Source organism: Nocardia sp. CC201C (assembly GCF_030010695.1).
Classification (GTDB): domain Bacteria; phylum Actinomycetota; class Actinomycetes; order Mycobacteriales; family Mycobacteriaceae; genus Nocardia; species Nocardia otitidiscaviarum.
In genome coordinates this window covers 1-13,002 of record NZ_JASCXP010000202.1, presented here as the reverse complement: position 1 = coordinate 13,002, position 13,002 = coordinate 1, and the positions used below count along the sequence as shown (strand labels likewise).

Here is a 13,002-nt window from a genome sequence, read left to right as displayed (position 1 = left end):
CCGATTCGAGTACATCAGTCATCGCCGACAATCCTGTGCGACAGCCGACCTCGGAGCAATCGGATATTCGGCCCGGCACGATACGGTTGTTCGTTGGGCGTGGCGGCACATACGCCCGATGGGTGGGACAGGTTCGCGATTGCGCGCTCGATGTGGGGGTGGCCCGCTTACCGTGGCTTCGGATACTGCCGAGCGGCCACGGGGGATCGATATGAAGCTGATGTACGCGCTGTGGGGCGCGGGTCTGGACGAACTTCTGCACGGTGCGCAGTTGCGGCGGCGGCTGGCCGAGTGCGGCGCCACCGAGTTGCAGGTGAACGTGCGGGACGCGGCGGTGGCGGCGGCGCAGGTACGGCACAGCACCTATGCGGAGCCGATCGCCGCCATCGTCGGTGTGCGTACCGAGGGCGGGCACGAATCCGTCACCACCGCACTGCGTTCCGTGGCCGACGAGGTGAACGGATGGATCGTGGACGAGCGGGTGCCCATCGTCGCGCCGGCGACCGGGGACGGGGTGCGGGCCGAGGCGCTGGCCAATGTGGCGCTGTTGCGCATTCCCGCTGACCTCACCCGGGAGGAGTGGTTGCGGCACTGGCACGGTACGCACACCACGGTCGCCATCGAAACGCAGGCCACGTTCGGGTACGTCCAGAACACCGTCGTCGAGCCGATCACCGACGGTAAACGGGTCGACGCGCTGGTCGAGGAACTGTTTCCGATGGCGGCCATGACCGACCCGCACGCCTTCTACGGCACCGGCGGCGACGAGGCCGAGTTGCAGCGCCGGATCACCCGCATGATGGAGAGCGTGGTGGCCTTCGGAGCGCATCTGGATCTCGATGTGGTGCCCACCAGTCGCTACGTGTACGCGCTGAGTCCGGTACCGGGAGCGGCTGTGCCGGGCGGCGATCTCCACTAGGGTCGGACGCGGCGCGCCGTGACGGATGCGGTGCGCTCGTTGGAGGTGAATGGTTTCGTGTCTTATCTGCTCTACGACTTCCTGTTGCCCTATATGGGCCCGTCGGCGGCCGAATACTGGGCGACGCTACTCGTCATCGGACCCATCGCGGGGTAACGGCGCAGATCCCGCGGTATTTTCCGCGCGGACACGCCGATAGCGAATACCGGCATTTCGGATAACTAGTGGTTTGCTCTCCGGAATGCGATATGTCGCGAAATTCATCGTGGCCGCGCTGGCGGCCGGTGCGATGACGATCGGCAGCGCAGCGACGGCGAAGGCGGAGTGCACGGCGCACTGCGCGGAGGACGCCGCGCCCGTGGCCGGTGGCCTGGTGCCGAATCTGCTGGGTCTGGGCCTGAGCGCGGGCGCGGCCCTGTACGGGCTCACGCCCAAGGCCATCGCCCTGATCATCGTTCCGGCGCACGAGTTTCCGGCCTTCGACAACATCATCACCCGCGAAAGCGGTTGGGATATCTTCGCGCTCAACCCGACCAGCGGCGCCTACGGTCTGCCGCAGGCGCTTCCGGCGCACAAGATGGCCAGCCACGGGCCGGACTGGATGTTCAACCCGGTCACCCAGATCCGTTGGGCCTACGACTATATGAACGCGCGCTACGGCAGCCCCACCGCCGCCTGGGCGTTCTGGCAGGCCAACGGCTGGTACTGATCGCGGTGGTACCAGCCTCCCGCAGGTCGGGGCGTCAACGCCATCGGAGCAGCCGAAGCGCTCGGTGATCTCCTCGGTGGTCAGACCACGGCCGTCAGCGGCACGGTGACCGGCTGGTGCAGCGCCCGGTCCCGGGTCCGCGTCTACGCCGCCATCGCCTCGTGGTACGGCTACCCCAGCGGTCCGCGGCCGAGCAGCACGTTGCCGCTGAACCGCAGCTGCTTGGCGCGCGGCAGCGGGTGGAACAGGCAGCCGTGGATATCCCGGTACCACATTTCGAGCGGGCTGGTGCGTGAATAGCCCACGCCGCCAACGGTTTCGATGGCCAGCCGCACCGTCGCGACGAGATTGTCGGCGGCCACCGTCTTGCGGCTGAGCGTACGGGCCGCATGCTCGTCGGTATTGGCGAAGGCCAGATCGTCGGCGGCGGTGAACATGGCGTCGATGAGATCGGCGGCCGTGGTGTGGGCGTTCGCCATCTCGCCCACCAGCGCCACGGTGTGCTCCTCGGCGCGTCGCGCCACCAGTCCGGTCGCGAATTCCACCGCCCGGTCCGCGATGCCGAGATAGGCCGACAGCACCAGCGGCATGGCCGCTCCGGCCACCACGTTCAGAATCGGCGGCCAGACGCCCGCCGGGCGCACCAGCGAGATCGCCACGTCCGGGACGAAGACCTCCTCGAAAACGATGGTGTGTGAGCCGCTGGCCCGCAAACCCACAGTGTCCCAGGTCTTCTCGATCCGCACCCCCGGCGCGGACAGCGGGATGGCGCAGTGCAGCACCTGCGGTCCCTCCGGTGCGTCGTCCCAGCGGACGCTGGTCACCGCGATGGTGCCCACCTCGCATCCGCTGGCGGGCAGCTTGTGGGCGCTCACCCGGTAGCCGCCGTCCACCCTCCGGGCACGGCCATTGGATTCCACCCAGTCCGACGCGCCGGTGCTGACCAGGATCGCCCCGGCCGCCACCTTCTCGAAGACAGCGGCGGCGTCCATGCCGTGCTTGTGCCGCCACACCTGGGCGGCCACCAGGTGGGTATGCATGGCGAAGGCCACGGCGGTGGACGGATCGTGGCGGCCCAACTCGCGCAGGACCGCGCCCAGATCGCGGTGGGTGGCACCGCCACCGCCGAATTCGACGGGGACCAGCGCCCGGGACAGGCCGGAGGAACGGAGTAGATCGACCGCGTCGGTGGCGATCTCGCCGCTGCGGTCGCGGTCGGCGACACCGTCGCGCAGGGCGGTGCCGACGCCGGTCGCCGCGGCGACCCAGGTGGCGGTGGAGGTGGGGAGGTGCACGTCGGTAGAGGTCATGTTTCGAAAGTTAGGGATGCCCGCGATAACCGGATAGTCCAGAAAATGGACTCCCCGATCGCACCCCCGGCGAGGTCTCCATGCGCGCACCCGGCGAAGGCTCATCCAGTGAAAGCTACGGCCAGTACTGTCCGATTTCCCGTGCCCTGGATGTGCTCGGCGAACGCTGGTCGCTGCTCATCCTGCGCGATCTGCTCACCGGCACCAGCCGGTTCAACGATCTCGCCCGCGGGCTGCCCGGCCTGTCGCGCAGCCTGCTCGCCAAACGGCTGCGGCAGTTCGAACGCGCCGGACTGGTCGTGAAGTCCGAACAGCGCTACCGGCTCACCGCCGCCGGGCGGGACCTCGAACCCATCCTGTTCGGACTCGGCCACTGGGGTGCGCGCTGGACCTTCGGCGAGCCGCAGCCGGACGAACTCGATGCCGATCTGCTGGTGTGGTGGATGCACACCCGCCTGGACACCTCGTCGTTCCCGGGCAAGCGTCAGGTGCTCGGCGTGCGGTTCACCGATGATCCGCGCCGCTACTGGATCGTGGTGGAGGCGGGCGTGCCGTCGGTGTGCGTGACCGATCCAGGCTTCGCGGTGGATGTGACCATCACCTCGGACGTGAGCTCGCTGTACCAGGTGTGGCTGCGTCGCCTGCCCATCGACCATGCCATCCGCACCGGTCGCCTGGAGTTCACCGGTCCGCGCATGCTGACCCGCCGGATGCCGTCGGTGCTGCGGTTGACCCCGCTGCCGCCCGTAGCGGCGGGATAGCCGGTAAACGTGATCTGCGCTACTGGGCTGGCGGGTAGGCGGTCCAGTCGTACTCAACTGGCTATCTAGTGGCCCGGGGGAGGGGCCTAGAATCGGGGTGTTCGATTCCGAGCGAGATCCGATAGGCCCAGATGACACAGGAGTTTGCCGTGACCACGTCCGACACCACCACCATCGGCACCGCCCGCGTGAAGCGCGGCATGGCCGAGATGCTGAAGGGCGGTGTGATCATGGATGTCGTCACGCCGGAGCAGGCCAAGATCGCCGAGGACGCGGGCGCCGTCGCCGTCATGGCGCTCGAGCGCGTGCCCGCCGACATCCGCGCCCAGGGCGGCGTCTCCCGCATGAGCGACCCGGACATGATCGACGGCATCATCAACGCCGTCTCCATCCCGGTCATGGCCAAGGCCCGGATCGGCCACTTCGTGGAGGCTCAGATTCTGCAGTCCCTCGGCGTCGACTACATCGACGAGTCCGAGGTGCTGACCCCGGCGGACTACTCCAACCACATCGACAAGTTCGCCTTCACCGTGCCGTTCGTCTGCGGCGCGACCAACCTGGGCGAGGCGCTGCGCCGAATCACCGAGGGCGCGGCCATGATTCGCTCCAAGGGTGAGGCGGGCACCGGTGACGTCTCCAACGCCACCACCCACATGCGCAAGATCCGCGACGAGATCCGCCGCCTGACCTCGCTGCCGGAGGACGAGCTGTACGTCGCCGCCAAGGAGCTGCAGGCCCCCTACGAGCTGGTGCGCGAGGTGGCCCAGACCGGCAAGCTGCCGGTGGTGCTGTTCACCGCCGGTGGTATCGCCACCCCGGCCGACGCCGCCATGATGATGCAGCTCGGGGCCGAGGGCGTGTTCGTCGGTTCCGGCATCTTCAAGTCCGGCAATCCGGAGCAGCGCGCCGCCGCCATCGTCAAGGCCACCACCTTCTACGACGATCCGGACGTGCTCGCCAAGGTCTCGCGTGGCCTGGGTGAGGCCATGGTCGGCATCAATGTCGAGGAGATCCCGCAGCCGCACCGCCTCGCCGAGCGCGGCTGGTAAGCCACGGCGGTAGCGGGCCGTGCGCTGAGTCAAGGCCGGGAGACAGGAATCCGTCGTCCCGGCTCGACCCGGCCGCGCGCCCGCTACCTGCGCGCATACCCTCCAGCAAACGCGGCAACATTTCGCGGACTATGCTGCGGCAAATTTACGACCTGCTGATTCCTCGCTAGCCTTCGAGCCAGTCACCGGTGAACTGTCGACATGAAGCATCCTGGCAAGGAGTCCGCATGCTGGAGATCGATCAATTCACCTATGGCTGGCTGACGCCGGTCCTCGCCTACGTCATGTCGGTCACCGGCTCGTTGCTGGCGCTGCGCTGCATGGTGCGGGCCCGCGCGCGAGGTGGGCACGGCGGGTGGGTGGCCATCGGGGCCGTCGCCCTCGGCGGCACCGGCATCTGGGTCATGCACTTCATCGCCATGCTCGGATTCTCGGTGCGGGACACCACCATTCGCTACGACGTACCGGTCACGCTGTTCAGCGCCGCCGTCGCCATGGGGGTGGTGTGGGTCGGACTGTCCATCGTGGTTCATCAGCACGCCGAGGCGTTCGCCCTGATCACCGGCGGCGCGATCACCGGGCTCGGGGTGGGGGCCATGCACTACTCGGGCATGTACGCCATGAAGACCGACGCGGTGGTGCGCTACGACCCCTGGATCGTCCTGCTGTCCCTGGTGATCGCCATCGTCGCCGCCACCGCCGCACTGTGGTTCACCCTGCACGTGCGCGGGTTCGGGTCCACGGTCGCCGCTGCCCTCATCATGGGGGTGGCGGTATCCGGAATGCACTACACCGGAATGTTCTCCATGAGCGCGCATGTCGCCGAGCACGTGCACCCGCCGTCGGGCGCGCAGGCGGGCCAACTGCTCGCACCGCTCATCGTGGCCGTCAGCATGGTGACCATGCTGACCCTGCTCCAGGTGGGTATCACCGAGATCGACGAACCCGACCTGAGCCGGATCCGCGGGCAGCGCGCGAGCCGGTTCTGGCCCAGCCGAGACGGAGGGGACGCGGTGGCCGATCCCGCCGACGACTTCCCCACCCAGTCGCTGCGGTCACGGCACCGCCGCTATTGAGTTCTCCGTTGTCGAGTCCTACGAACTACCGGACGAACTGCTCGACGAACTGCTTGGTGAACTGCTCGACGAACTGCTCGGTGAACTGCTCGACGAACTCGACGCTGTGGCCCCGGATTCCGGCTCGGCGGGGGAGAAGTGGAAGTACATGTTGAGCGCGGCGTCGAGCTCGATGGCGGAGATTCCCGTGACACCCAGCTCCCGAGACCAGTCGATGACCAGAAACGCGGGGGCCGTGCCGTTCATGGTGCCGAGCAGGGCGTAGTACTTCGCCGTACCGGCCGGGTAGACGGCCGCGGGCAGGGCGCCGTCCCCGGCGGGGTCGTGGAGGTAGCGCAGATAGTCGTAGACGGGCTGCGTCGTCCGCGCGTACGCCTGCTGTCTGCGCACGTAGCGCAGCGGCGGCAGAGGGTGCGTGGTGGAGGCGCGGTAGTACTGGAAGTAGTAGATGTCGGAGTTGCGCAACGGCTCCCGCGCCGAGCACCGCTGATTCTGCCAGGACAGAATGCGTCCCGCGCTGGGCTGCGGCGTGTTCTCGTAATAGGACGTGCTGTCGGTCGCCGCCCGCCACGTGGTGCGCAACGCCCAGCCGAGCTTGGTGTAGGTATCGCTGTGGCCGACCCGCTGGGTGCGATAGGCGGTATCGAAGACGACGAGTTTGTCGTCCTTGATTCGCTCCTGCTGGGTGGTGTCCGGCGTGGAGAGCGCGTCCGCGGCGGCCCGCATCAGCTTCTCCCGCTTCATCCCCGCCGTTCGGCACTCCTCGTAGGCCGCCGCCCAGGATTTCCAGTGCGTTGTCGCGGCCGCGGCGAAGGCGGATATCGCGTCGTCCGCGTCGAGCGGCGGTGCCTCCGGCACATCGAGATGATCCGTGGCGAGATGGTCTTCGGCGGAGGTCATGCCACTCACCGTCCTTCATGAGTCGTGCGCATGCCGAGCGCCCACCCGTGCTGTCCAGTGTGCGCCGGAACCGCAGCCCGGACCGCAGGGTCTGGTGAGGTTGGCACCGGAAGTCAGCCGCGCCGGTCTGCTTCGACCCGGGGCTCGGCCAGCGCGCGCAGCGCCGCCGCGGTGGCATCGTCCAGGGGGTAGAACAACTCGACGGCCAGTTCGGCGAGCGTCACGTCGGAGGGCGCGCCGAAGGTGACCATGGTGCTGAACAGGCGCAGTTCGCCGTGCGGGGTGCGAATGCGCAGCGGTACCGAGAACGGGCTCGAAGGCAGTGCGGCGCTGTCGGATTCGTCCTCGGGCTGCATCGGGTAGGCGGACACCTCGTCGTAGAGGTCGCGCAGCGCCGGGTCGCCCGTCGCGCGGACCTGCCGCAGCAGCCGGTCCAGCAGGTACGCCCGGACCTGGGCGCAGTTCACCATGTAGGCGGCGGAGGGGTCGCCGGGATACAGGGCGAGTCGGTACACGTTCAATGGCTCGGTGGCCAGGTGGGCGGGGATCTCGTCCTCGAACAGGCCCATGGTGCGATTGGTGGCGACCACATTCCAATAGCGGTCCACCGCGACGGCCGGATAGGGCTCGTGGGCGGTCAGCATGGCCGACAGGGCCGCCCGCGCGGCGGCCATATCCGCGTTCCCGAGATCGCGCTCCCGGTACTCGGGTGCGAAACCGCCCGCCAGCAGCACCGTATTGCGTTCGCGCAGCGGGACATCCAGTGCTTCGCACAGGGTGAGCACCATCGCCCGACTGGGGCGTGCCCGGCCGGTCTCGATACAGGACAGATGCCGCGCGGAGGAGCCCGCGGCGAGCGCCAGGTCCAGCTGGCTCAGTCGCCGTCGCTGCCGCCACTCCCGCAGCAGCGTGCCGACCGGGGAGTGCTGCGCGGGACGGGTCACGCGACCAGGCTAACCGGGCGCGGATGCGGTCCGCGATGACCTGTGAGGTCATTGAGCGCATGACCCGACCGCTGGCAGCGTGACGGCCATGACGACACCCACCGACGCAGCACCCACCGACACCGTGGCCGCACGCGCCGCCGTGCTCGACCTCCTGCACGCCCAGATGGAGGCCTGGGCGGCCGGGGACGGCACCGCCTTCGCGGCGACGTTCACCGACGACGCCGTGTTCATCTCCGTGATCGGCGAATACATCTGCGGCCGTGCCGAACTCGCGGCCGTCATGCAGCAGGGATTCGACGGTTTCATGCGTGGCACCCGCATGTCGGAGCCCACCACGCTCACCATCGACTTCCCCGTTCCCGACCTCGCCGTCATGGTCACCATCACCCCGCGCCCGTCCCCATCCGGCGTGCGCACCGCCGAAGAGTCGATCCAGACCCGAATCGCGACGCGCGTGAACGGTGCGTGGCGGTTCACGAACTTCCACAACACGCACCGGCAGATAGATGCGGGTTGAGTCCTGACTCCCAATGAATCGCGAAGCGAGAAAGGCTGTTCCACATGGTGATGACGACACCCGCCGAGACGGATCACGGACCCGGTTTCCTGCGGAGCGCGCTGCGCGTGGACGGGTGGAGTACGGGTGCCTTCGGTGCGCTCCTGCTGGCCACCGCACCGGTACTGCGAAAACCGCTGGGACTGCCGCTCGCCTGGTCGATTCCGTTCGGGGTGATCATGGTGGTCGGGGCGGCGGCACTGCTGCTGTTGGCCGGGCGCGCCGAGATTCCGGTCCGTGCCGTGCGCGCGGTGGTGGCGGTCAATGCATTGTCGGCGGTGGGCATGATCGCGCTGACCGCCACCGCTGCGCTGCCGCTCACCGGATGGGGACAGGTGTTTCTGTGCACCGGCGCGCTTTTCGTGGCGGTGTTCGCTGGACTCGAATGCGTCGGCCTGCGCCGGATGCGGCGGTGACGGCGGGGCCCCACGCGGGGACCGCAGTCGTCAGGGTAGGCGGGCGACCACCGCGAACATGGTGACCGAGCAGTGGTAGTCGCCCGTCTCGGCGCCGCGGATGAGGTCGGTCAGGAAGCGGTCGCGCTGGTCGGGGGTGACGGCACCGGCGGTCACGGCCTGGTCCAGGCCCGCGGTCAGCATGGTGTCGATGAAGGAGCGGTCCCAGACCACGGCATCGGCCCCGATGTCGTCGACGGTCAGGCCCGCCGCGGTGAGCAGCCCGGGCAGGCGGCGGCCGGAATGGCGGTTCGCGGTGTGGGAAAGCCATGACTCCAGCAGTGCCGCAACGACATCCGGATCACCCGGGTGGATGATGGCGGTCGACCAGTCACTGTCGATCAGGGCCACCCGGCCACCGGGCCGCAGCACCCGGGCGATCTCCGCGCATGCCCGCTCCGGATGGTCGAGATGCTGGAAGACCCGCTCGCATCGCACGGCATCGAAGCTGTCGTCGGGAAACGGCAGCGCATACCCGCTGCCCTCGACGAACTCCGCCGCGATTCCCGCCGCCGCGGCCCGCGCCCGCGCTTCCGCCAGCATGCCGGGATTCGGATCCACCCCGACGGCCGCGCCGCCGGGCCCCGCCAGCCGCGCCATGGCCAGCACCTCCGACCCGGTCCCCGATCCGATATCCAGGGTCCGATCCCCGGCCGCGATCCGCAGGGCAGCCCTGGTCCACTCCCGTAACCGCCGCACCCCCGGCAGCGCGGCCTGCGCGTCGAGGACCTCCACGAGAAATTCCTGCTGCTCGTCATCCCCGATCCGATCGGCGTGGAACGACGGCCCGGCGGTGTGCTCGGTCATGATGCCGTTGTACCGGAAGTTCGGCGGGCGAGGGCCGCGAACGCCGCCTCGGGTTCCCAGCGCCGGGGCGCGGTGCGCCGCGCCGGGTCGTGCACCTTCACCACACCGTTGCTGGCCAGGTCCAGGTCGGTGCGGGGATCGTCGCGGTGGGGCAGATGGTACGACGCGAACGTGTACCAGAACGCGATGTCCATGCCGTCGGCATCGAAGATGTCGAGCAACTCCAGAAGGTGTGCGGCCTGGCCGGCTTCGTCACGTGTGTGGTCGCCGTCGAGTCGTAGGGGATGGGCGGTGTCCGGATCCCACACGACGATATCGCCGCCGCGCGGTCCGGCGTCGGGCGCGCTACGGTAAGTGGCACAACCGAATTCGGTGATCGCCAGCGGTTGGGTCCGGTAGCCGCGGCGCGGACGCGGCTGAAACGAAGCGGGGCTCCGGGCGGATGTCCACCGCCGGAGCGACACGTGGGAAAGGCCGCCTGCTGCCGGAGATTCTGCTGCGTGCCGCTCGGGCCGGGTTATCGCAGGCGGAGGGCGGGGCGGGTGGGGTGGTCCCAGGCGACGATGATGTCGGGTTGCTCGTGGTGGTGGCGGTCGTGATCGTGGAGGGCGGCGATCGTGAACGTGTCCGCTTCGGGGGTGGTGCGGTGGAGGGCGGCGTCGGACATGCGCAGGGCTACCGTCAGGTCGAAGGGGAGGTCGCGGCCGAGCAGCATCGGACCCGCGACGAGCAGGACGGTGTTGGGTGGGGTTGCGCGGGTGGTGGCGCGGGCGGAGCGGTCGGTGCGTTCGTCCCACAGGGCGGGGAGGTAGCGGTGGTGGGTGCGGAGTGGTTGCAGGACTTCGCGATTCAGGGCCGAATAGTCGAACCAGGCGGTGCGGTAGGACAGTTCGTCGGTGCGGCCGAATTCGTAGCGCAGGGAGGCGGGGCGGACGAAGTCGTGCAGGGCGATCACGGCGGCGGTGCGGCCGTGGCCGACGGCCCGGTCGGCGACGGTGCGGGCGAAGCGGACGGGATCGGCGGCGTCCGCGCCGTCCACGGCCACCACGGCGGGTTCGGGGAGGGCGAAGGCGCGGTCGGCGATGCGGTCGGCGAGAGCCTCCGGGGTGAGGGCGGCGAACTCGGGCACCCCACCATCTATACCCGGCACCATTCGCTCGAACGTCGCCGCCAGGTTGTTAGCCTGAGCCGGACAATCCGGAAAGGGACGGTGCATGGCGACGATCGAAGAGGCCCTCGAGATAGAGCACATCGAGCGCGACATCTTCCGCGGCGCGTCCACCAAGACGCAGCTGCCGCGCACATTCGGAGGGCAGGTCGCCGGGCAGGCGCTGGTCGCGGCGGTGCGCACCGTGGAACCTCGCTTCCAGGTGCATTCGCTGCACGGTTACTTCCTGCGCCCCGGCAATCCGGTGGAGCCGACCGTGTACCTGGTCGATCGGATTCGCGACGGACGCTCCTTCTGCACCCGCCGGGTGACCGGCGTGCAGAACGGCGAGGCCATCTTCACCATGTCGGCGTCGTTCCATGTGGGCGACGAGGGGCCGCAGCACCAGGACACCATGCCCGTCGTGCCGCCGCCGCACGACATGCCCGACGCCAAGACCACCATGAGCCCGGAGCGGCTGTGGGCCATGCGCGAATGGGAGCACTGGGATATCCGCACCATCCCGCAGGAGCAGGTGTCGCGCCGCGACGGACTGGCCGCCCAGCAGCAGGTGTGGTTCCGCTACCGGCACCCGCTGCCCGACGATCCGCTGTTCCACGTGTGCACCCTGGCCTATATGAGCGATATGACGCTGCTGGGGTCCTCGAAGGTCATCCATCCCGACGAACCCACCCAGAACGCGTCGCTCGACCACGCCATGTGGTTCCTGCGCCCGTTCCGCGCCGACGACTGGCTGCTCTACGACCAGCAGTCGCCGTCCGCCGGGCTGGGCCGGGCACTGACCGCCGGGCGGATCTGGAATCAGCGCGGCGAGCTGGTGGCGGTCGTGCTGCAGGAGGGGCTCATCCGCACCCTGCGCGAGCCGGGCGCATCGTTCCCTCCCGGCACCAACTGATCCGCGCCGCCCGTGGGTGTGCCGGGTCACCAGGACCGCGGTCCGTATGCTCGAAGCCGTGAATCCGACCATTGGTGTGCTGGCTCTGCAGGGCGACGTCCGCGAGCATATGCGCGCGCTCGCCGAATGCGGGGCCGAGCCGGTCCCGGTGCGGCGGGCCGCCGAACTCGCCGCGGTGGACGCGCTGGTGCTGCCCGGCGGGGAATCGACCACCATCAGCAAACTGCTCGAGGTCTTCGACCTGCTGGAGCCGCTGCGGCAGCGGCTGCGCGACGGGATGCCCGCGTACGGCTCCTGTGCGGGCATGATCCTGCTGGCCTCGGAGGTGCTCGACACCCGGCCGGATATGCAGCCGCTGTACGGCATTGATATGACGGTGCGGCGCAACGCTTTCGGTCGTCAGGTGGATAGTTTCGAAACCGATCTCGACTACACCGGGCTCGACGACGGCCAGGTGCGCGCGGTGTTCATCCGCGCCCCGTGGGTGGAGAAGATCGGCGACGGGGTCGAGGTGCTGGCGACCGTGCCCTCCGGCCCCGCGGCGGGCCGCATGGTGGCCGTTCGGCAGGGCAATGTCATGGCGACCTCGTTCCATCCGGAGGTCACCGGCGATCTGCGGGTTCACCGGCTGTTCGTCGACACCATGGTGCGCCCACGCGCCGGTGTGTGAACGCGCGATAGTCTCTATCGGGAAAACACGTCCCCTGAAAAGAGGAAGTAGGGAATGAGCGGCCACTCCAAATGGGCCACCACCAAGCACAAGAAGGCTGCCCTCGACGCCAAGCGGGGCAAGCTCTTCGCGAAGCTGATCAAGAATATCGAGGTGGCGGCGCGGACCGGTGGTGGTGACCCGGATGGCAACCCGACGCTCTACGACGCCATCCAGAAGGCCCGCAAGAATTCGGTGCCGCTGGACAATATCGAGCGCGCCCGCAAGCGCGGCGGCGGCGAAGAGGCCGGCGGTGCCGACTGGCAGACCATCATGTACGAGGGCTACGGCCCCAGCGGTGTCGCGGTGCTGGTGGAATGCCTCACCGACAACCGCAACCGCGCCGCGGGCGAGGTCCGCGTGGCGGTGACCCGCAACGGCGGCAATATGGCCGACCCGGGCTCGGTGTCATACCTGTTCTCCCGCAAGGGCGTCGTGACCCTGGAGAAGAACGGCCTGTCCGAGGACGACGTCCTGATGGCCGTGCTCGACGCCGGCGCCGAAGAGGTCAACGACCTGGGCGAGGAGTTCGAGATCATCTCCGAGCCGGGCGACCTGGTGGCGGTCCGCACCGCCCTGCAGGGCGCGGGCATCGACTACAACTCGGCCGAATCCGGCTTCCAGCCCTCGGTGTCGGTCCCCGCCGACGCCGACCTGGCCAAGAAGGTGTTCAAACTCGTCGACGCCCTCGAGGACTGCGACGACGTGCAGAACGTGTACACCAATATCGACGTCTCGGAC

Annotated in this window: 16 protein-coding genes; 10 read left to right on the top strand and 6 right to left on the bottom strand. The window is 68.8% G+C overall.

What is annotated here, in order from left to right; translation table 11 throughout:
* Positions 1-211 precede the first annotated feature (211 nt).
* Both QK444_RS20795 and QK444_RS20790 read left to right on the top strand, forming a co-directional pair.
* Positions 212-919, top strand: coding sequence for an EthD domain-containing protein (locus tag QK444_RS20795; RefSeq protein ID WP_282782788.1), 708 nt, complete (start codon positions 212-214; stop codon positions 917-919).
* A gap of 241 nt (positions 920-1,160) precedes the next feature.
* Positions 1,161-1,628, top strand: a complete 468-nt coding sequence (locus QK444_RS20790) for a transglycosylase SLT domain-containing protein (RefSeq protein ID WP_221937838.1) — start codon at positions 1,161-1,163, stop codon at positions 1,626-1,628.
* Between the two features lie 170 nt (positions 1,629-1,798).
* Here QK444_RS20790 and QK444_RS20785 read toward each other — a convergent pair whose 3' ends face one another.
* A complete protein-coding gene (locus tag QK444_RS20785) occupies positions 1,799-2,938 on the bottom strand; it encodes an acyl-CoA dehydrogenase family protein (RefSeq protein WP_282782785.1) in 1,140 nt (379 codons plus the stop codon).
* A gap of 80 nt (positions 2,939-3,018) precedes the next feature.
* Here QK444_RS20785 and QK444_RS20780 point away from each other — a divergent pair, with 80 nt between their 5' ends.
* From QK444_RS20780 to QK444_RS20770, 3 genes are all read left to right on the top strand, one after another.
* Complete coding sequence (locus tag QK444_RS20780) at positions 3,019-3,699, top strand: winged helix-turn-helix transcriptional regulator (RefSeq protein WP_282782783.1); 681 nt, start codon at positions 3,019-3,021, stop codon at positions 3,697-3,699.
* Positions 3,700-3,830: 131 nt separating this feature from the next.
* Entirely contained in the window at positions 3,831-4,748 is a 918-nt protein-coding gene (pdxS, locus tag QK444_RS20775) for a pyridoxal 5'-phosphate synthase lyase subunit PdxS (protein WP_029924241.1), read from the top strand.
* Between the two features lie 227 nt (positions 4,749-4,975).
* Positions 4,976-5,824 carry an MHYT domain-containing protein gene (locus QK444_RS20770; protein WP_282782780.1) on the top strand — a complete coding sequence of 283 codons (849 nt, stop codon included), beginning with the start codon at positions 4,976-4,978 and terminating at the stop codon, positions 5,822-5,824.
* Positions 5,825-5,842: 18 nt separating this feature from the next.
* Here QK444_RS20770 and QK444_RS20765 read toward each other — a convergent pair whose 3' ends face one another.
* Entirely contained in the window at positions 5,843-6,724 is an 882-nt protein-coding gene (locus QK444_RS20765; RefSeq protein ID WP_282782778.1) for a hypothetical protein, read from the bottom strand.
* Between the two features lie 113 nt (positions 6,725-6,837).
* Positions 6,838-7,668 carry a helix-turn-helix transcriptional regulator gene (locus tag QK444_RS20760; protein WP_282782776.1) on the bottom strand — a complete coding sequence of 277 codons (831 nt, stop codon included), beginning with the start codon at positions 7,666-7,668 and terminating at the stop codon, positions 6,838-6,840.
* Between the two features lie 88 nt (positions 7,669-7,756).
* Between QK444_RS20760 and QK444_RS20755 the strand changes: the two genes are divergently transcribed.
* Together QK444_RS20755 and QK444_RS20750 are read left to right on the top strand one after the other, a co-directional pair.
* Positions 7,757-8,188, top strand: coding sequence for an SgcJ/EcaC family oxidoreductase (locus tag QK444_RS20755; protein ID WP_282782775.1), 432 nt, complete (start codon positions 7,757-7,759; stop codon positions 8,186-8,188).
* A gap of 44 nt (positions 8,189-8,232) precedes the next feature.
* Entirely contained in the window at positions 8,233-8,643 is a 411-nt protein-coding gene (locus QK444_RS20750) for a hypothetical protein (protein ID WP_282782772.1), read from the top strand.
* A gap of 30 nt (positions 8,644-8,673) precedes the next feature.
* On the opposite strand, the gene QK444_RS20745 is transcribed toward QK444_RS20750, so the two are convergent.
* The 3 genes from QK444_RS20745 to QK444_RS20735 all read right to left on the bottom strand — a co-directional run bounded on the left by QK444_RS20745 (position 8,674) and on the right by QK444_RS20735 (position 10,618).
* Complete coding sequence (locus QK444_RS20745) at positions 8,674-9,489, bottom strand: methyltransferase domain-containing protein (RefSeq protein ID WP_282782771.1); 816 nt, start codon at positions 9,487-9,489, stop codon at positions 8,674-8,676.
* Positions 9,486-9,797 carry a hypothetical protein gene (locus QK444_RS20740; RefSeq protein ID WP_282782769.1) on the bottom strand — a complete coding sequence of 104 codons (312 nt, stop codon included), beginning with the start codon at positions 9,795-9,797 and terminating at the stop codon, positions 9,486-9,488. Before QK444_RS20740 ends, QK444_RS20745 begins: the two co-directional genes overlap by 4 nt.
* 209 nt (positions 9,798-10,006) lie before the next feature.
* Positions 10,007-10,618: a hypothetical protein gene (locus tag QK444_RS20735; RefSeq protein WP_282782766.1), complete on the bottom strand. Its 612-nt coding sequence runs from the start codon at positions 10,616-10,618 to the stop codon at positions 10,007-10,009.
* Positions 10,619-10,703: 85 nt separating this feature from the next.
* Between QK444_RS20735 and QK444_RS20730 the strand changes: the two genes are divergently transcribed.
* The 3 genes from QK444_RS20730 to QK444_RS20720 all read left to right on the top strand — a co-directional run.
* Positions 10,704-11,552: an acyl-CoA thioesterase II gene (locus QK444_RS20730; RefSeq protein WP_029924251.1), complete on the top strand. Its 849-nt coding sequence runs from the start codon at positions 10,704-10,706 to the stop codon at positions 11,550-11,552.
* 46 nt (positions 11,553-11,598) lie between these two features.
* Complete coding sequence (pdxT, locus tag QK444_RS20725) at positions 11,599-12,222, top strand: pyridoxal 5'-phosphate synthase glutaminase subunit PdxT (protein ID WP_029924252.1); 624 nt, start codon at positions 11,599-11,601, stop codon at positions 12,220-12,222.
* Positions 12,223-12,276: 54 nt separating this feature from the next.
* Positions 12,277-13,002 (top strand): YebC/PmpR family DNA-binding transcriptional regulator (locus QK444_RS20720; protein ID WP_282782763.1); only part of this gene is annotated, 726 nt, incomplete at its 3' end.

What these genes read in the sequence shown, in the direction of transcription:
- QK444_RS20795 (WP_282782788.1), top strand. Translation starts at nt 212, where the DNA reads ATGAAGCTGATGTACGCGCTGTGGGGCGCGGGTCTGGACGAACTTCTG.
- QK444_RS20790 (WP_221937838.1), top strand. Translation starts at nt 1,161, where the DNA reads ATGCGATATGTCGCGAAATTCATCGTGGCCGCGCTGGCGGCCGGTGCG.
- QK444_RS20785 (WP_282782785.1), bottom strand. Translation starts at nt 2,938, where the DNA reads ATGACCTCTACCGACGTGCACCTCCCCACCTCCACCGCCACCTGGGTC.
- QK444_RS20780 (WP_282782783.1), top strand. Translation starts at nt 3,019, where the DNA reads ATGCGCGCACCCGGCGAAGGCTCATCCAGTGAAAGCTACGGCCAGTAC.
- pdxS (WP_029924241.1), top strand. Translation starts at nt 3,831, where the DNA reads ATGACACAGGAGTTTGCCGTGACCACGTCCGACACCACCACCATCGGC.
- QK444_RS20770 (WP_282782780.1), top strand. Translation starts at nt 4,976, where the DNA reads ATGCTGGAGATCGATCAATTCACCTATGGCTGGCTGACGCCGGTCCTC.
- QK444_RS20765 (WP_282782778.1), bottom strand. Translation starts at nt 6,724, where the DNA reads ATGACCTCCGCCGAAGACCATCTCGCCACGGATCATCTCGATGTGCCG.
- QK444_RS20755 (WP_282782775.1), top strand. Translation starts at nt 7,757, where the DNA reads ATGACGACACCCACCGACGCAGCACCCACCGACACCGTGGCCGCACGC.
- QK444_RS20750 (WP_282782772.1), top strand. Translation starts at nt 8,233, where the DNA reads ATGGTGATGACGACACCCGCCGAGACGGATCACGGACCCGGTTTCCTG.
- QK444_RS20745 (WP_282782771.1), bottom strand. Translation starts at nt 9,489, where the DNA reads ATGACCGAGCACACCGCCGGGCCGTCGTTCCACGCCGATCGGATCGGG.
- QK444_RS20730 (WP_029924251.1), top strand. Translation starts at nt 10,704, where the DNA reads ATGGCGACGATCGAAGAGGCCCTCGAGATAGAGCACATCGAGCGCGAC.
- pdxT (WP_029924252.1), top strand. Translation starts at nt 11,599, where the DNA reads ATGCTCGAAGCCGTGAATCCGACCATTGGTGTGCTGGCTCTGCAGGGC.